The organism is Streptomyces sp. NPDC005925, from assembly GCF_040638805.1.
GTDB lineage: Bacteria > Actinomycetota > Actinomycetes > Streptomycetales > Streptomycetaceae > Streptomyces.
Map to the genome: position 1 here is coordinate 84,088 of NZ_JBEXVL010000008.1, position 17,231 is coordinate 101,318.

At 73.7% G+C, this 17,231-nt stretch carries 13 protein-coding genes and 1 pseudogene; 10 read left to right on the forward strand and 4 right to left on the reverse strand.

Features of this window, described 5'->3' with window-relative positions; all coding sequences use genetic code 11:
• Position 1: 1 nt before the first annotated feature.
• Positions 2–475 carry a GNAT family N-acetyltransferase gene (locus tag ABZ354_RS12940; RefSeq protein WP_358655986.1) on the forward strand — a complete coding sequence of 158 codons (474 nt, stop codon included), beginning with the start codon at positions 2–4 and terminating at the stop codon, positions 473–475.
• Positions 476–538: 63 nt separating this feature from the next.
• Here ABZ354_RS12940 and ABZ354_RS12945 read toward each other — a convergent pair whose 3' ends face one another.
• Positions 539–1,174 (reverse strand): TIGR03086 family metal-binding protein, encoded by a 636-nt coding sequence (locus ABZ354_RS12945; RefSeq protein ID WP_358655988.1) that lies wholly within the window; start codon positions 1,172–1,174, stop codon positions 539–541.
• Between the two features lie 242 nt (positions 1,175–1,416).
• Here ABZ354_RS12945 and ABZ354_RS12950 point away from each other — a divergent pair, with 242 nt between their 5' ends.
• From ABZ354_RS12950 to ABZ354_RS12990, 9 genes and pseudogenes are all read left to right on the forward strand, one after another.
• The gene (locus ABZ354_RS12950; RefSeq protein WP_358656217.1) at positions 1,417–2,685 is read left to right on the forward strand and encodes an MFS transporter; all 1,269 of its coding nucleotides are present in this window, start codon (positions 1,417–1,419) and stop codon (positions 2,683–2,685) included.
• A gap of 170 nt (positions 2,686–2,855) precedes the next feature.
• A pseudogene (locus ABZ354_RS12955) lies at positions 2,856–3,002 on the forward strand (NAD(P)-dependent oxidoreductase); the annotation flags it as partial.
• A 372-nt stretch (positions 3,003–3,374) separates the two neighbouring features.
• Positions 3,375–4,145, forward strand: coding sequence for a DeoR/GlpR family DNA-binding transcription regulator (locus ABZ354_RS12960; protein WP_358655990.1), 771 nt, complete (start codon positions 3,375–3,377; stop codon positions 4,143–4,145).
• 88 nt (positions 4,146–4,233) lie between these two features.
• Positions 4,234–5,604 (forward strand): sugar ABC transporter substrate-binding protein, encoded by a 1,371-nt coding sequence (locus ABZ354_RS12965; RefSeq protein ID WP_358655992.1) that lies wholly within the window; start codon positions 4,234–4,236, stop codon positions 5,602–5,604.
• A complete protein-coding gene (locus ABZ354_RS12970; RefSeq protein ID WP_358655994.1) occupies positions 5,601–6,545 on the forward strand; it encodes a sugar ABC transporter permease in 945 nt (314 codons plus the stop codon). Before ABZ354_RS12965 ends, ABZ354_RS12970 begins: the two co-directional genes overlap by 4 nt.
• The gene (locus tag ABZ354_RS12975) at positions 6,542–7,384 is read left to right on the forward strand and encodes a carbohydrate ABC transporter permease (protein ID WP_358655996.1); all 843 of its coding nucleotides are present in this window, start codon (positions 6,542–6,544) and stop codon (positions 7,382–7,384) included. Before ABZ354_RS12970 ends, ABZ354_RS12975 begins: the two co-directional genes overlap by 4 nt.
• Positions 7,381–8,370 carry a zinc-dependent alcohol dehydrogenase family protein gene (locus tag ABZ354_RS12980; RefSeq protein ID WP_358655997.1) on the forward strand — a complete coding sequence of 330 codons (990 nt, stop codon included), beginning with the start codon at positions 7,381–7,383 and terminating at the stop codon, positions 8,368–8,370. The genes ABZ354_RS12975 and ABZ354_RS12980 overlap by 4 nt, the downstream gene beginning before the upstream one ends.
• A 215-nt stretch (positions 8,371–8,585) precedes the next feature.
• Complete coding sequence (locus ABZ354_RS12985; RefSeq protein ID WP_358655999.1) at positions 8,586–9,848, forward strand: MFS transporter; 1,263 nt, start codon at positions 8,586–8,588, stop codon at positions 9,846–9,848.
• Between the two features lie 144 nt (positions 9,849–9,992).
• Positions 9,993–11,207: a TerD family protein gene (locus tag ABZ354_RS12990; protein WP_358656219.1), complete on the forward strand. Its 1,215-nt coding sequence runs from the start codon at positions 9,993–9,995 to the stop codon at positions 11,205–11,207.
• An 88-nt stretch (positions 11,208–11,295) separates the two neighbouring features.
• Here the strand turns inward: ABZ354_RS12990 and ABZ354_RS12995 are convergent, their stop codons facing one another.
• From ABZ354_RS12995 to ABZ354_RS13005, 3 genes are all read right to left on the reverse strand, one after another.
• Positions 11,296–12,888 carry a TROVE domain-containing protein gene (locus tag ABZ354_RS12995; RefSeq protein WP_358656001.1) on the reverse strand — a complete coding sequence of 531 codons (1,593 nt, stop codon included), beginning with the start codon at positions 12,886–12,888 and terminating at the stop codon, positions 11,296–11,298.
• A gap of 355 nt (positions 12,889–13,243) precedes the next feature.
• Entirely contained in the window at positions 13,244–14,689 is a 1,446-nt protein-coding gene (locus ABZ354_RS13000) for an alkaline phosphatase PhoX (protein ID WP_358656003.1), read from the reverse strand.
• 730 nt (positions 14,690–15,419) lie between these two features.
• The gene (locus ABZ354_RS13005; protein WP_358656004.1) at positions 15,420–16,931 is read right to left on the reverse strand and encodes a hypothetical protein; all 1,512 of its coding nucleotides are present in this window, start codon (positions 16,929–16,931) and stop codon (positions 15,420–15,422) included.
• Positions 16,932–17,231: the final 300 nt, after the last annotated feature.

The window sequence follows — 17,231 nt, forward strand, 5'->3', positions numbered from 1 at the left end:
CGTGGACATCGCGCTCCGTGCCGTGCACGACAGCGATCTGCCCGTGTTCTACCGGCAGTTGAACGACCCCGAGTCGCTGCGGATGGCGGCCTTCACCCCCGAGAACCCGGCCGACTGGGACGTCTTCGAGGCCCACTGGAAGCGGGTGCGCGCCGCCGCCGACATCGTGAAGCGCACCGTACTTCTGGACGGGGACGTGGTGGGCCACGCCGCCGTGTACGGGGAGCCCGGCGAGCGGGAGGTGACGTACTGGGTGGACCGGGCGTACTGGGGGCGCGGCATCGCGACGGCCGCGCTGCGGGCGCTGCTGGCCGAGGTGCCGCAACGCCCGCTGTACGCGCGTGCGGCGGCGGACAACGCCGGGTCGGTGCGCGTGCTGGAGAAGTGCGGCTTCCGCGAGTCTGCCCGGACCACCGGCTACGCGCCCGCGCGGGGCGCCGAGATCGCCGAGGTCGTCCTGCGGCTCGACGACTGAGCGGGCCGGCTCCGCGCCGGCCCTGTCGCTCGGGCGAACCCGGCGGCCCTCGGCGCCCCGGCCTCAGGCGGCCGCCGGCGTCCAGCCGGGATCGCGGCCGCTCAGGCCGACGGCGCGGTCGAGCAGCGGGGCGTCGGCCGGGACGGGCACGACCGGCCCGAAGATGCCGTTGCCGTCCCGGCCCGACTCCTCAACCGCCGCCGAGAGGAAGCCGTACGCCGTCTCCAGCAGCACCGGGTCGGGCGCGTAGTCCTGGCCGGTGGCGCGGGCCAGGTCCCAGCCGTGGACGACGATCTCGTCGGCCGCGACGGCGGCGGCGACCTCTCCGGGCAGGTCCACACTGCCCGCGCGGGTCATGCCGGTCCAGGCGGCCGGGTCGCGCCAGGCGTCGGCCAGCTCGTCGAGCGCCTTGGGGAGTTCCTCGCGCCAGCCGGGCCCGGCGTCCGGCACGGAGGCGTCCGGGGTGGTGTCCGTCGTCGGTCCCAGGTCCTTGCGCGCGGCGTCACGGAAGGCGACGGCGAGCCCGAGGAGGTGGCCCAGCAGGTTGCGCACGGTGTAGTCCGGGCAGGGCGTCGCGCCCGCCAGCTGTTCCTCGGTCACGCCCTCGGCCAGGCGCGCCACGATCCGGGCCTGCGCCGCGAGGTCGAAGGGCGGGGCCACGGGCGGGGGCACCGGCGGGGTCCGGGTCGGGTCGGTCATCGGGGGCTCCTGGTCGTCGGGGGTGGCTCGCGGGCCCGCGGCGGGTCCGCTGCGAAGACGGTTCACTGAGGAGGTAGACCTACGGCGACGCCCCGGCTCATCGGCCTCCGACCGCATTCCTGAGGCATTCTCCCGATCCCCCCGGCGCCTCCTCAGGACCACGATGACCAGGTGTGAAGAACACCGACACGAGCACCACCGACCTGACGGGCACCCCATCGACGCCATGGGCGGTGACGCGGGTGCTGCGCGACCGCAACGCGGCCCTGTGTCTGAGCACAGTCGTGATCTCCGGCTTCGGCACCTCCGCGCTCTGGCTGGCCGCCGGCGTCTGGGTCAAGGACCTCACCGGCTCGGACGGCCTGGCCGCGCTGTGCATGCTCGCCATGTGGGCCCCCACCCTGGCCGGGCCCCTGCTGGGCGCGCTCGCCGACCGGCTCCGCCGGGGGCCGCTGCTGACCGGCGCGAACCTGCTGATGGCCGCGCTGCTCCCCGTTCTGACGGCCGTGGACGGGCCGGACCGGGTGTGGCTCGTGTTCGCGGTGCTGTTCGTGTACGGCGCGGCGGGCGTCGTCCACGACGCGGCCGAGTCGGCGGTGATCGCCACCGCCGTGGACACCGCCCTGCTCGGCGACGTCAACGGGTTGCGCATGACCGCCGCCGAGGGCATGAAACTGCTGGCTCCGCTGGCCGGCGCCGGCCTGTACAGCGCGTACGGCGGCCCGGCCGTCGCCCTGCTCGACGCGGCCACGTTCGTCCTGGCGGCGGCCCTGTGCCTGGGACTGCGGGTACGGGAGGACACACCCACGCCGGCCAGGAACGACGGGGAGTCCAGGGACGAGGGGGACGACGGGGACGACCACCGGGGCACGCACCAGGGGGTTCCGGGCCGCCAGGGCGTCACCGAAGGCGTCCGCCACCTCCGCTCGCACGCCCTGCTGCGCCCCCTCGTCCTCGCCGGCGGCGGCACCATGCTGTGCGCGGGTCTCGCGGGCGCGCTGGTGTACGCCGTGGTCGACGCCCTGGGCCGGCCTCCCGCGTTCGCCGGTGTGCTGTACGCCGCGCAGGGCGCCGGTTCCGTGGCGGTGGGGCTGCTGTCGGGACCGGCGATGCGCCGGCTGGGTGAGCGGCGGTTCGCGGCGCTCGGCATCGCCGTCCTCGCGGTCGCCGTGGCGTCGCGGGCGGTGCCGTCCACCGCGGTGGCCGTGGTGTGCGGCGTGGCGATCGGGGCGGGGCTGCCCGCGGTGCTGATCGCCGCGCTGACCGCCGTGCAGCGCGAGACGCCGGGCGCGCTGCTGGGCCGGGTCACCGCCACCGCCAACACGCTGGTGTTCACGCCGAACGTGCTGGGTCTGGCGGCAGGCGCGGCCCTGGTCGAACTGGTCGACCACAGGCTGCTGCTGGTCGCCGTGGGCGTGGCGCTGCTGCTGACGGCGGCGGCGCTGCGCCCCGGTCCGGCGCGTGCCTCCCGTGCGGCGGCGAGGCCCCCGTCGGACGCCGACCCGGCGTGATGGTCGTGTACGGCTCCTCCGCCCACACCCGGCTGTGGGGGGACCCCGGCACGGCGCGGGCACGAGGGCGATGGTGTCACGGCCCGCCGACGCGCGGCCGTGGACGGGGCGGGCCGTCCCAGCGCCTCCAGAGCCCCACCCGTGAGGTCACCGCGCCGCCCTGTCCCCGGGCCGTCGCGCTCGGTCACGAGCCGCAGGACGACTCCGAGAGGTTCACCGGGCGGTTGACCGCCGAGCAGGGCGAGCTCGATCCGGGCAATCCGGCGCACCCCTGCCCGGGCGGTCACTTCGTCACCGATCCGCCGGTCTGGCCGTACCAGCGCCCGGCGCGGTCCCCGATGTGCTCCCCGTGCCCCGCCCGGACCGGCGTCGCGCGGGCCCCCCGGCGGCACGGACACGTCCCCGTTCCGCCGGACGGGTGGCGGACGGGCACCGAACGGGCCCGTCCGTCCGGGCATCCGGGCGCCCGCACCGCCCGTTTCCTGCCGCCGGCCGCTCCCGGCGCAGGTCCGCAGCGGACCGCCCCTGCCCGAGTCGGGCCCAAACGGGCAGCATCGGATCGGCGACAGGCCTGGTCAGTGCCGCACACCCACTGTAGAACTTCCCCCTAGGGCCCCACCGGGCCCGAACGGGCAACGACGCCACGGGCAACGACGCGCGGGCGATGACGCACGGAGGCGGTGACGGCCATGGACGCCAGGACGTCGGAGGAACGCCGGCACGAGATCGTGCGGGTCGCCCGCGCCGCCGGATCGGTCGACGTGACCACGCTCGCCGCCCGGCTCGGCGTCGCCAAGGAGACCGTACGGCGCGACCTGCGGGCTCTGGAGGACCACGGCCTGGTCCGCCGCACCCACGGCGGCGCCTACCCCGTGGAGAGCGCCGGCTTCGAGACGACGCTCGCCTTCCGGGCCACCAGCCACGTGCCCGAGAAGCGCCGGATCGCGTCCGCCGCGGCCGACCTGCTCGGGGACGCCGAGACGGTCTTCGTCGACGAGGGCTTCACCCCCCAGCTCATCGCCGAGGCCCTGCCCCGGGACCGTCCGCTGACCGTGGTCACCGCGTCCCTGCCGGTCGCGGGCGCGCTCGCCGAGGCCGGCAACGTCTCCGTCCTGCTGCTGGGCGGCCGGGTCCGCCCCGGCACGCTGGCCACCGTCGACCACTGGACGACGAAGATGCTGGCCGGCTTCGTCCTCGACCTCGCCTACATCGGCGCCAACGGCATCTCCCGCGAGCACGGCCTGACCACGCCCGACCCGGCGGTCAGCGAGGTCAAGACGCAGGCGATGCGGGCCGCGCGCCGCACCGTGTTCGCGGGCGTGCACACCAAGTTCGGCGCGGTCAGCTTCTGCCGGTTCGCCCGGGTCGACGCACTGGAGGCGATCGTGACGAGCACCCTGCTGCCGTCGTCCGAGGCACACCGCTACTCACTGCTCGGCCCGCAGGTCATCCGCGCCTGACCCCCACCCCTCCCCGGGCACCCCCTTGCCCGCCCCCATCCCTCACCTCCCCGCACATCCCCCCCATACGTACCTCCAGGAGCGATCCATGCGAACCCAGAGCCGACGGAGGCCGCGAGCCACACTCGCAGCGGCCGCCGCAGGGACGCTGCTCGCCCCGCTGCTCTCCGGCTGCTGGGTCGGAGCGGGCGGGGCCGGGTCCGGCGGCGATTCGATCAACGTCCTGATGGTCAACAACCCCCAGATGACCGAGCTGCAGAAGCTGACCGCCGCGCACTTCACCAGGGAAACCGGCATCAAGGTCAACTTCACCGTCCTGCCCGAGAACGACGTCCGCGACAAGATCAGCCAGGACTTCGCCAACCAGGCGGGTCAGTACGACGTCGCCACGCTGTCCAACTACGAGATCCCCATCTACGCCCGCAACGGCTGGCTGCGGCCGATGGACCCCTACGTCGCCGAGGACCCGGCGTACGACGAGCAGGACGTGCTGAAACCGATGCGCGAGTCGCTCACCGGCGACGACGGCAAGCTCTACGGGCAGCCCTTCTACGGCGAGTCGTCCTTCCTGATGTACCGCAAGGACGTCTTCGCGAAGGCGGGCCTGACGATGCCCCAGCACCCCACCTGGCAGCAGGTCGCCGATCTCGCCGCCCGCGCCGACGGGGCGGAGAAGGGCATGAAGGGCATCTGCCTGCGCGGCCTGCCCGGCTGGGGCGAGGTCATGGCGCCGCTGACGACCGTGGTGAACACCTTCGGCGGCACCTGGTTCGACAAGGACTGGACGGCCCGCCTGAACTCGCCCGAGTTCGTGAAGGCGACGAAGTTCTACGTCGGCCTGGTGCGCGAGCACGGTGAGTCCGGCGCCTCCCAGGCCGGCTTCGCCGAATGCCTGAACAACATGACGCAGGGCAAGACCGCCATGTGGTACGACGCCACCTCCGCGGCCGGTTCTCTGGAGTCCGCCAAGTCCCCCGTCAAGGGCAAGGTCGGCTACGCGCCCGCCCCGGTCGACAGGACCGAGTCCTCCGGCTGGCTCTACACCTGGGCGTGGGGCATCCAGGACGCCTCCCGCAACCCCGACAAGGCCTGGAAGTTCGTCTCCTGGGCCTCCGGCAAGGAGTACGAGCAGCTCGTCGGCGACGAGATCGGCTGGTCCGCCGTGCCGGCCGGCAAGCGCGCCTCGACGTACGACAACCCCGCCTACCGCAAGGAGGCCGCCGCCTTCCAGGAGATGACCAGGGAGGCCATCGAGGGCGCCCGGCCCACCGACCCCGGGGTGCAGCCGCGCCCCGCGCCCGGCATCCAGTTCGTCGGCATCCCCGAGTTCACCGACCTCGGCACCAAGGTCTCCCAGGAGATCAGCGCGGCGATCGCCGGACGCCAGTCCGTCGAGACGGCCCTGAGGAAGGCGCAAGCGCTCGCCGAGAAGATCTCCGAGGAGTACGAGGGACGATGACCGCCACGACACCGGCCCCCGTGGCCGCCCCCGAGGCCCCCGGACCCGCACGCCGGGGGCCCTCCCGCCGGCTGCGCGCCTGGGCCACCCGTGCCCCGCTGCTGCCCGCCCTGGTCTTCATGATCGCGGTGACCCAGCTGCCGTTCGTGGCGACGCTGGTCATCTCGTTCTTCGACTGGAACGCGCTCTACCCGGACGCCCGCAGCTTCACCGGACTCGACAACTACCACGAGGTGCTCACCGACGCGGACCTGCGCCACTCGGTGTGGACGACGGTCCTGCTGACCGTGGGCGTCGTCCTGGCCTGCCTGGTGCTGGGCCTGCTCCTGGCCCTGCTGCTGGACCGCAGGTTCCGCGGCCGGGGCCTGGTCCGCACCCTGCTCATCGCCCCGTTCCTGGTGGTCCCGGTCGCGGCGGCCCTGCTGTGGAAACACGTCCTCTACAACCCCGAGTACGGGCTGCTGAACGGCCTGCTGCACTACGTCGGCGGCCCCCAGCCGGACTGGATCTCTCACACTCCACTCCTCGCGGTCGAGGCCTCGCTGGTGTGGCAGTGGACGCCGTTCATGATGCTCATCCTGCTGGCCGGCCTGCAGAGCCGCGACCACCAGCAGATCGAGGCGGCCCGTGTCGACGGCGCGAGCGACTGGCAGATCTTCCGCCACCTCACGCTGCCCCACCTGCGCCGCTACCTCGAACTCGGCGCGCTGCTCGGCTCGATCTACATCGTGCAGAACTTCGACGCCGTCTTCACGATCACCTCCGGCGGCCTGGGCACCGCCAACCTGCCCTACACCGTCTACCAGAGCTTCTACCAGGCCCACGAGAACGGCCTCGCCTCGGCCGCGGGCGTCCTGGTCGTCATCGGCTCGATTCTCATCGCGACCTTCGCGCTGCGCGTGGTGTCGTCCCTGTTCCGCGAGGAGGTGTCCCGCGCATGAGCGCCACGGCCGTACGAGTGAACCGCAAGGGCGCCGGTCTTGGCCTGGTGGCCTGGCTGGCCGGCATCGTGTTCTTCCTGCCGATCGCGTGGATGGCGCTGACGTCCCTGCACTCGGAGGAGAACGCGGCGACCAACCCGCCCTCCTTCACCGCCGCCCTCACCCTGGACGGCTACCGCGAGTTCTTCGGCACGGGCGGCGGTGCCAGCCCCTGGCCCGCGCTGATCAACTCCACGGTGGCGTCGGTCGCTTCCACGCTGTGCGTGCTGCTGCTGGCACTGCCCGCCGCGTACGCCCTGTCGATCCGGCCGGTGAGGAAGTGGACGGACGTCCTGTTCTTCTTCCTGTCCACGAAGATGCTGCCGGCCGTGGCGGGACTTCTGCCGGTCTACCTGTTCGCGAAGAACACCGGGATGCTCGACAACATCTGGCTGCTCGTCATCCTCTACACCTCGATGAACCTGCCGATCGCGGTGTGGATGATGCAGTCCTTCCTCTCCGAGATCCCCGTCGCCGTGATCGAGGCGGCGCAGATCGACGGCGCCCGGCTGCCGACCGTCCTCACCCGCGTGGTCGCGCCGATCGCCCTGCCCGGCATGGCGGCGACCGCCCTGATCTGCTTCATCTTCAGCTGGAACGAACTGCTGTTCGCCAGGGTCCTGACGGGCGTGGCCGCCGAGACCGCCCCCGTCTTCCTGACCGGCTTCATCACCAGCCAGGGCCTGTTCCTGGCGAAGGTGTGTGCCGCGTCGCTCGTCATCTCCCTGCCGGTGCTCGCCGCGGGGTTCGCCGCCCAGGACAAACTCGTCCAGGGCCTGTCCTTGGGAGCCGTGAAATGAAGGCCGCCGTCATCGAGTCCGTGGGCCGCGCCGTCGTCTCCGAGGTCCCCGACCCGACCCCGGGACCGCGTGACGTGGTCGTGGCGGTCGCGGCGTGCGGGCTGTGCGGCACCGACCTGCACATCCTGCAGGGCGAGTTCGCGCCCAAGCTGCCCATCGTGCCGGGACACGAGTTCGCCGGGGTGATCGCCGAGGTCGGCTCTCAGGTCACCGAGGTGTCCGTGGGCGACCGGGTCGCCGTGGATCCCTCCCTGTACTGCCACGAGTGCCGCTACTGCCGCAGCGGCCACAACAACCTCTGCGAACGCTGGGCCGCGATCGGCGTCACCACCCCCGGCGGCGCCGCCCAGTACGCCCTCGCGCCCGTCGCGAACTGCGTCAGACTGCCCGACCACGTCCGCACCCAGGACGCCGCCCTCGTCGAACCGCTGTCCTGCGCGGTACGCGGCTACGACATCCTGCAGTCCCGGCTCGGCGCCCACGTCCTGATCTACGGCTCCGGCACCATGGGCCTGATGATGCTGGAGCTCGCCAAGCGCACGGGCGCCGCCGCCGTCGACATCGTCGACGTGAACCCGGCCCGGCTGGAGACCGCCCGGCAGCTCGGGGCGTCGGCGTCGGCCACGGGCGCCGACGAACTGGACCGCCCGCAGGGCTGGGACGTCGTCATCGACGCCACCGGAAACGCGGCGGCCATCCAGGACGGACTCGACCGGGTCGCCAAGTCCGGCACCTTCCTGCAGTTCGGTGTCGCCGACTACGCGACACGTGTCACGATCGACCCGTACCGGATCTACAACCAGGAGATCACCATCACCGGGTCGATGGCCGTGCTGCACAGCTTCGAGCGGGCGGCCGAACTGTTCGCGAACGGGGTGCTCGACCCCGACGTGTTCATCAGCGACCGCATCGCGCTGAACCGCTACCCGCAGGCGCTGGCACAGTTCGCGGCGGGCGTCGGCCGGAAGATCGTGGTGGTGCCGTAACGGCACCCTCCCCAAGACAGCGCGGCTCCCGGTGCCTCCCCCGTCCCGGGAGCCGCGCGCTGTCCGCCCCTCCCCCGCCGGTAGGTTGTCCCGCGGCACGGAACGCGGAAATGGCAGGTGGCGGACACATTTCGCCGGGGCGGGGGCGACGGGTGACGGACGGCACGCCGGGGGCGTCGAACACACCGGGAACGACACCGGACCGGAAGACACGGGTGCCGGACGGGACGCCCGGCACCTCGCTGGGACGGCGCTTCGGCTGGCTGTGGGCGGCGTACGCCGTCAGCGCCTTCGGCACCCGGTTCGCCTTCGACGCGATTCCGCTGATCGCCGTCATGGTGCTGGACGCCGGGCCGACCGAGGTGTCGGTACTGGCCGCGGCGGGCCTCGCGGCCGGCGCCGCGGTGGCCGTGCCGCTCGGCCCATGGGTGGATCTCCGGCGCAAGCGGCCCGTGATGATCGCCACCGACCTGATCCGCTGCGCCGCCCTCCTCTCCGTGCCCGCCGCCTACGCCCTGGGCATGGTGTCGCTGACACAGCTGCTGCTCGTGTCGGTCATGGTCGCGGCGGCCGACATCACGTTCGCCGCGGCGAGCGGCGCCTTCCTGAAGTCGTTCGTACGCCGCGAGGACCTGCTGACCGCCAACGCGCGGTTCGAGGCGACGACCTGGACGACGACGATGCTGGGCCCACCGCTCGGCGGAGCCGCCGTCGGCCTGCTCGGCCCGGTCACGACCGTCCTGGTGGACGCGGCGAGCTTCCTGCTGTCGGCACTCGGCCTGCGCGCCGTCGGCGGCGAGGAGGCACCGCCCGCGCGGGCGGAGGGGTCCTCCGGCCGGCTCGAGGCACGGGACCTGCTCGGCGGCTGGCACTACATCCTCGGCCACCCGGTGCTGCGCCCCCTGTTCCTCAACACAGTCCTCGTCAACGGCCTGATCATGGCCGCCGCCCCCCTGATGATCGTGCTCATGGTGGGCCGGCTCGGCTTCGCGCCCTGGCAGTACGGACTCGCCTTCGCGGTGCCCTGCCTGGGCGGGCTGATCGGCTCGCGGCTGTCCCGCCGGCTCGTCGCGCGGCACGGGCGGCACCGGGTGCTGCGCGTCACCGGGACGCTGCGCGCCTGCTGGTCGGTGGGGCTGGCCTTCGTCGGGCCCGGCACCGGCGGGCTCGTGCTCGTGATGGGCGTGGAGTTCGGGCTGATCCTGTGCATGGGTGTGTTCAACCCGGTGTTCTCGACGACCCGGCTCGACCACACCGAGACCGGCCGCGTGGCCCGCACCCTGTCGGCGTGGTCCGTGACCGGCAAGCTCACCATCGCGGCCCTGACCGCCCTGTGGGGTCTGCTCGCCGGCCTCGCGGGCATCCGTACGGCGCTCGCCCTCGCCGGAGTCCTGCTGCTCGCGACGCCGCTGCTGCTGCCCCGCCACGAAGCGGAGCCGGTCCCGGCGGAGGCCGCACCCGCGGCCGACGCGCCCTGATCCGCGGGGTTGAGCCGTGACGCCCAGGTACGCGCCCCGCCCGGGGGCCGCGCCCGGGCCCGGAGGGCCGTGCGCTCCGACCCGTCCGGCCGTCAAGTAAGGGAACGGTAAGAGGGGCTCGCTCGTTCACCCGGCATGACAGCTATGACCCCCGGCTCGAACATCCCTCTCTCCGCCGCGCGCGTGACGGTGGACGTCGCCGCCCCGGTGCGGCTCGACGTATCGGGCCTGCTGCTCACCGCCGACGGCAAGGTGCGCTCCGACGACGACTTCATCTTCTACAACCAGCCCGCGGGCCCCGGCGTGACCTACCGCTCGGGCGGCGGCACCGCCCCCGACGCCATCACCGTCGACACCGGCGCGGTGCCCCCGGGGATCGAGAAGATCGTCATCACCGCCAGCCCGGACGCCGCGGGCCAGACCTTCCAGGGCGTCGAGCCGACGGCCACCCTGCGCGACGCGGACGACGGCTCCGTGCTGGCCACGTTCACCCCGCCGCAGCTCGGCGCGGAAACCGCCCTGGTGGTGGTGGAGGTCTATCTGCGGGGCGGCGCCTGGAAGGCCCGCGCGGTCGGGCAGGGCTACGCCAACGGCCTCGCCGGAATCGCCACCGACTTCGGCGTCACGGTGGAGGAACCGGCCCAGTCGGCCGCCCCCGCCGGGGCCCCGGCGGCGCCGGTGCGGCCCCCGGTGACGCCGCCCGCACCGCCGGTGTCCGCGCCGCAGGCGCCGCCCGTGCCCGCCGCTCCCCCGGCCCCGCCCGCCGCGGCGCCCGGCACCGGCAAGGTCAACCTGGACAAGGGCCGCGTGAGCCTCCTGAAGAACCAGACCGTGTCCCTCGTCAAGGGCGGCCGGCCGCTGCTCAGCCAGATCAGGATGGGCCTCGGCTGGGAGCCGGCGTACCGCGGCAAGGACATCGACCTGGACGCGTCGGTCATCGCCTACGGCCCGCAGCGCAACCACATCGACAGCTGCTACTTCGGCAAGCTCCAGATCGTGAACGGCGCCATCAGGCACTCCGGGGACAATCTCACCGGCGAGGGCGGCGGTGACGACGAGGTGATCACGGTCGACCTCGGGCGTCTCCCGCAGGACGTCATGGGCCTGGTCTTCACGGTCAACTCGTTCTCGGGCCAGAAGTTCACCGAGGTCGCCAAGGCCTACTGCCGCCTCCTGGACGGCACGACCGGCGAGGAGCTGGTCCGCTTCGACCTCACCGGTGCCGAGGCGCAGACGGGCGTGATGATGGCGAAGCTCATCAGGCAGTACTCCGGCGAGTGGGAGATGACGGCGATGGGCACCTTCGTCAAGTCGCGCACGGTACGGGGCATGGTGAAGCCGGCGGCCCAGGCGCTGTAGCGGACGGCACGGGAAAGGCGCGGCCCGCACCCCGGCAGGGATGCGCGCCGCCCCGCCGGGAGGCACGGAAGGAGGCGGGCCGCCCGGCTCAGCCGGCTGTCGCCGCCCACGGCCAGTCGGCGTCCCGGGCCGCCTCGAGCAGCGGCACCATGCGGAACGCCGCGTCCGAGAGGCCGCCGAAGGTGTGCCGGTTCGCCTTTCCTGACGGGCCGTGGCCCGCCCGGTGGCCGGCCAGGTTCCAGGTGTAGACCGGCACGTCGGCGGGGACCTGCTCGGTCGGGTCGCCGTGACGGCTGTACGCGTACTGCTCGTCGGTGACGATCAGCACCCGGTCGTGCTCGCGGTAGTGCCGGCGCACCGCCTCCGTCGTGTCCGTGCCGCCCAGGTCGCCGAAGCGGCCGAGGATCTTCAGCACCGACTCGCCCCGCCGGAACCGCACCGCGCGGCTCGTCGTACCGAACTCCACGAGGTCCGCGTCCGCCGCCCGCAGCGCGAGCGCCGTACCGAAGACGGCCGCCGCGTCGGCCCGGTCGAGCTCCGAGCGGTCCGAGAGCCGCGCGCAGAACATCGAGCCCGAGCGGTCGACCAGGACCAGCGTCCGGCCGGGCAGTGCCGGCACGTTGGCCAGCGAATGCCCGAGCGCCCGCTCCAGCGCGTACGACCAGCGCAGCGACGGCGCGTGCCGGTACGCGGCGAGGTACCGGAACGGGAACTGCCGTGAGCGCGCGACCTGCACCGGGTCGGCGATCCGGGCCGCGACCTGCTCGGCGACCTCGTCCGAGACGCCCGCCTCGTCGAAGTTCCGCAGGTTGCGGAGCAGCGCCATGGTGCCCATGGAGGGGATGACGGCCTCCCAGGCCGCCTTGTCCAGCGGGCCCCGGAGCCAGCCGGCCAGCGCCTCCCACGTCATGCCGGCCGCGGCCAGCCGCTCGGCGGCGCCGGGCGACGTGACGACCGCGCGCCGCTCACCGGCCGGCACCGCCATCAGCTCGCGGTGCGCGGTCAGCACCGGGTCGGCCGAGGGCGGCACGGCGGTGTCCGGGTGGTGCCGGCGGTCCAGCGCGTACCGGAAGAGCTCGCCCTGCCACGGCTTGTCCGGGTCCGGTGCGGCGTGCACCAGGTTGAGGATGTCGCCGAAGCGGTACCCCCGTGAACCGGTGTCGTACTTCAGCAGCGACTTCCCGCTGTAGAGCCGCCGCACGGCGTCGGCGGTGCCCCGCTTGACGGGCTTCGGCAGGGCGCGGCCGTACGTCGCGGCCCAGTAGGCGAGCAGTTCGCCGGGCTCGTCGGGGCGGCGCAGCACGCTGTCCACGACCCGCCGGTTGGACGGGCCGCCGGTCGCCCCCGCGTCGAGGCGTGCCTTCACGTACTCGGCGGCGCCCACGAGGGACGCGGTGCGCAGGTTGCCCGCGCCGCGCAGCCAGCCGAGCAGGCCGGCGGTCCACTCGGGGTCGGTGACGGCGAGCTCGCGCACGAGCCTCGCGAACCGGTCGTCGCGGTCGGCGCCGGTCTCGTAGAAGGTCCGCTGGGAGACGAAGTTCGACACAGCGAGGAGGAAGAGCTCGGAACGCGGGTCCCGCTCGCGGCCCCGGCCGCCCTCGTGGGTGCGCAGGACACGGCCGGTCGACGTCACCCGTGAGACGGGCCGCGCCTTCGCGCCGCGTGTGTTGAATCGCGCCATGGTGAATTCCCCCGAATTCGGCAGTGTTCCGGAGGGCGCAGCAAAAGGGAGGTGTCCGAGATCGAGTCGGCGACGGGCTTTTAGCCGGATGCTCTACCCGATTAAGCTACACCGGCCCTGAGCCGGTGACGGGATTCGAACCCGCAGCCCTCTGATCCAATGAAGTATCCGCTGCCTGCGCACCGGACACCCGCCGTGAGCTGCGCCTCCCGAGATCAGGTCGGCGGCGGCGTCGGATTCTTTGAAGAGAAGAAGGAGCCGCCGCCTTCGCACCGGGAGGTGCGTGACGTTCTGATCACACTGTAGGAGGCGCAGCTCGCGCGGTGCGAACGAATAACGGGGCGTGCGCCGGGGGTTACTTCCGCTGCCGCTTCCAGGGCCCGGTGACGGCGAGCAGGATGCCCGGGGTCTGGATGTTGGCGAACAGGGTGCGGCCGTCGGGCGAGAAGGTGACACCGGTGAATTCGCTGTACTCCGGTGCCTCCCCGGTGCCGATGTTGAGTTCGTTGCGGGCGATGGGGTAGGTGCGGCCGCTCTCCGTCGCGCCGAAGAGGTGCGAGATGCCCTCGCCGTCCTCGGCGAGGACCAGACCGCCGTACGGGGAGACGGTGATGTTGTCCGGGCCGTCGAGGGCGCCGTCCTCCGACGGGTCGGGGTTCACGCCGAGCAGCACCTTCAGGGTGAGGGTTCGGCGCCGGGGGTCGTAGAACCAGACCTGCCCGTCGTGCTGGACGGGGCTCTCCTCCCGGGCGTAGGAGGACACGAGGTACGCGCCGCCGTCGCCCCACCACATCCCCTCCAGCTTGCGGGCGCGGGTGACGTCGCCGTCGGCGAACTGCCTGCGGACGGCGACGGTACGGGCGTCGCGGTCGGGCACGTCGACCCAGTCGACGCCGTACACGGTGCCGGTCTTCGTGGCGCGGGACAGGTCGTCGACGAACGTGCCGCCCGAGTCGTGGCACCGGGGCGCCTGGAGACGTCCGGCGTCGTCGGCGAGGTCACGGAATTTTCCGGGGCCGTACGCGAAGTCTTCCGGCGGGGTCCAGCGGAAGAACAGGCCGTTGGGGCCGGAGGCGTCCTCGGTGAGGTAGGCGTGGCCGCGCCGGGGGTCGATGACGACGGCCTCGTGGTCGTAGCGGCCGAAGAACTTCAGCGGCTCGGGGTCGCGGTTGGCGCGCCGGTCGGCGGGGTCGACCTCGAAGACGTAGCCGTGGTCCTTGGTCATGCCGTTGACGCCGGCCTTGTCGGAGTTCTCCTCGCAGGTCAGCCAGGTTCCCCACGGGGTGCTGCCGCCCGCGCAGTTGGTGGAGGTGCCGGCGATGCCGACCCACTCGGCGACGCGTCCGTCGGGGCGCACCTCGACGACGGTGCAGCCGCCGGACGCGGCCGGGTCGTAGACGAGACCCTCGGTGAGCGGCACGGGGTGGTCCCAGCCGGCGCGCGGGCCCTTCAGCTCGTGGTTGTTGACGAGGAGGGTGGTGCCGCGCGGGCCGGGGAATGCGGCGGTGCCGTCGTGGTGGGACGGGGTGAACTCCCCGGACTCCAGCCTGGTGCGACCGCTGTGCGTGATGACGCGGTACGAGAATCCGGCGGGCAGCGCGAGGATGCCGTCGGGGTCGGGGACGAGGGGGCCGTAGCCGACCCCGTCGTGCGGGTCCGCCGGTCCGCGGCCGGTGCTCTCGGTGTCCGTGGCCGCGAGGGCGCCCGGGGCGGAGGCGAGGGCGCCGACGCTGCCCGCCAGGGCGACACCGGCCCCGGTGAGCGCGGAGGATCTGGCGAAGTCCCTGCGGGTGAGCGACATGGGGTCTCCTGTGACGGTGGGCGGGCGGTGGACCGTGGTGGGCGGTGCGTCCCGTTCCGCGCCACCGTCCCGCCCGCGCCTGAACACCGCCTGAACACGGGGCGACGCGACCGGCCCCGGTTCGGTGAACCAACCTGCCCGGAGCCGGCCCGCCTACCGGAAACCGCGCCACGGGGCGCGCCGGGACGGGCCACCGACGACGCACGCCGAACGACGCGGGCGGGGCGGAGCGACGCACGCCGAACGACGCGGGCAGGCCGGATCGACGCACGCCGAACGACGCGGGCAGGCCGGATCGACGCACGCCGAACGACGCGGGCAGGCCGAAGCGGCGCACGCCGAACGACGCGGGCAGGCCGGATCGACGCACGCCGAACGACGCGGGCAGGCCGAAGCGGCGCACGCCGAGCGACGCGGGCCCCGCGCGGCGCCCCGGACGGCAGCGCACCCCTGCCTGGAGTGCGGCGCCCCGGGACCGGGCAGCTCACCTCCCGCCAGGCAGCGCACCGCACGCCGAACAGCGCTCCGGCGCCAGGCAGCCGCACCGCGCCCCGAACAGCGCTCCGGGTCCGGGAGAGGCACAACGCGCGCCGCTGGCCCCCGGCCTCGCTCCGCCCGCCGCGTGGCCCCCGCCGCGCGGCCCCGCGGTGGACGGCCCCGCGGTGGGCGAAACCCGGCGTGGCCGCCACCCCCGGCGACGCCCCCGCCCGCAGAGGCTGGCGGCTTCCGTTCAGGCGCCGCGCTGCGACCGCGCCTTGAAGGCGGCCTTGCGGGCCTCCTTGGCGATGTTCTTGTCGGGGTGCAGACGGCCCATGGCCTCCAGGACGTCCGCCGTCGCCGGGTGGTCCACGCGCCAGACCGCCTCGAAGAAGCGGCCGTGCTGCTGGGCCAGGCCCTGGACGAGGGCCCGCAGTTCCTCGGAGTCGCCCTCGGCGGCGAGCTGCGCGGCGAGGGTGTCGATGGTCAGCCAGTAGACCATCGCCTCGGCGGGCGGCGGCACGTGGGCAGCGCCGTGCTCGGTCAGCCACACCCGGGCGAGACCACCGAGTTCGGCGTCGTCGAGGACCTCGCGCAGAGCCGGTTCCGCCGTGCCGCCCACCAGCGACAGGGCCTGCTGGCAGCGCAGCCGGCGCAGCGGCGCCCCGGTGTCGGTGCCGCGGGCCGCCGCGAGCAGTTCCCGCGCCGCGGCGAGCGGTTCGCGGCGCGCGAGCCACTGCTCGGTCTCGGCCCGGGCCGCCGCCGGCCCGAACGCCGACGTCCCGTCGAGCAGCGCGTCCGCGCCCTTGTCGGCGAGGTCCCCGACGGCGGGCGCCTCGAACCCGGCGTCCATGAGCCGCGCCCGCAGCCCGTACCGACCGAGCGGTGTCAGGCGCACCATGCCGTAGCGGGAGACGTCGGTCTCGTCGACAGGCGCGGCCGGTTCCTCCTCGGCGTCGGCCAGCAGTGCCTCTGCCACCGGCCGGTACTCCACGAGCCCGACCGGCTCCAGCATCCGGAACTGGTCGTCGAGCCGCATCATCGCGTCGGACACCTGCTCCAGCACGGCGTTGGTGGGCTCCGCCATGTCGCCGGGCACGATCACCGAGGCGGCCAGGGCGGGCAGCGGCACCGCGGCGTCGCCGGGGCCGTCCTCGCTGACGCTCATCAGGTACAGGTTGCCGAGCACCCCGTCGAGGAACTCCGCCTCGGCCTCCGGGTCCCAGCCGAGGGCCGACAGGTCGATGTCGCCGCCCCGGTCGACCGCCTCCACCAGCCCGTCGAGGGCGGGCACGCTCGCGTCGGCCAGCACCGTGTCCAGCGCGCCGAGCCACACCCCCAGCACGTCGTGCGGGGAACCGCCGGTGAGCAGGGCGAGGTCCTCGCCGGGTGCGACGGTGCCCTCCTCCTCGTCGGTGATCCTCACGAGCCCGGTGTCCACGGCGACCCGCCACGCCTCGCTCGCGAGAGCCACCGCGTCCGCTGCGGTGCCGGCCGCCGTGCCCGCGGCCGGGTCCGCCGCCGCGTCGGGCACGTTCGGGCCGGGGGTCCCGGTGGCCGTGTGGTTTCCTCTCGGCCCGAGCGCCTCCGCGGCGGCGGGCAGCTGCTCGTCGACGAGGCCGCCCCCGGCGTCGACGCGGGTGTCCGGCCCGGCCCAGCGGGCGATCCGTACCGCCCGCGACAGCAGGGGCGTGGACAGCGCGGCGCGGGCCAGCTCCGCTTCGGGGCGCAGCCGCACCGGTGGGAGGGGGGAGCTGTCTGACATCGGCGGATTCTCCTAGGACGCCTCGAAGGCCGTACGACCCGCGCGGGTGCCGTACGACCCGTGCGGGGTGCCGCACCCCCGCCCGCAGGCCGGCGCGCGACGTGCCGTGCGGCAGCCGGGGAGCCGCCGTACGACCTGCCGTACGACCACCGGGAAGCCGTCGTACGACGTACCGTACGACCGCCCGTGGCCGTCGTACGGCTCAGCCGCTCAGCCTAGACGGATTTCACCCCATGCCGCCCGGTTCATCTCGCGGTCGGCCGCCGGACGTGGCTGAAACCTTGACAAGTGGTGAGATCA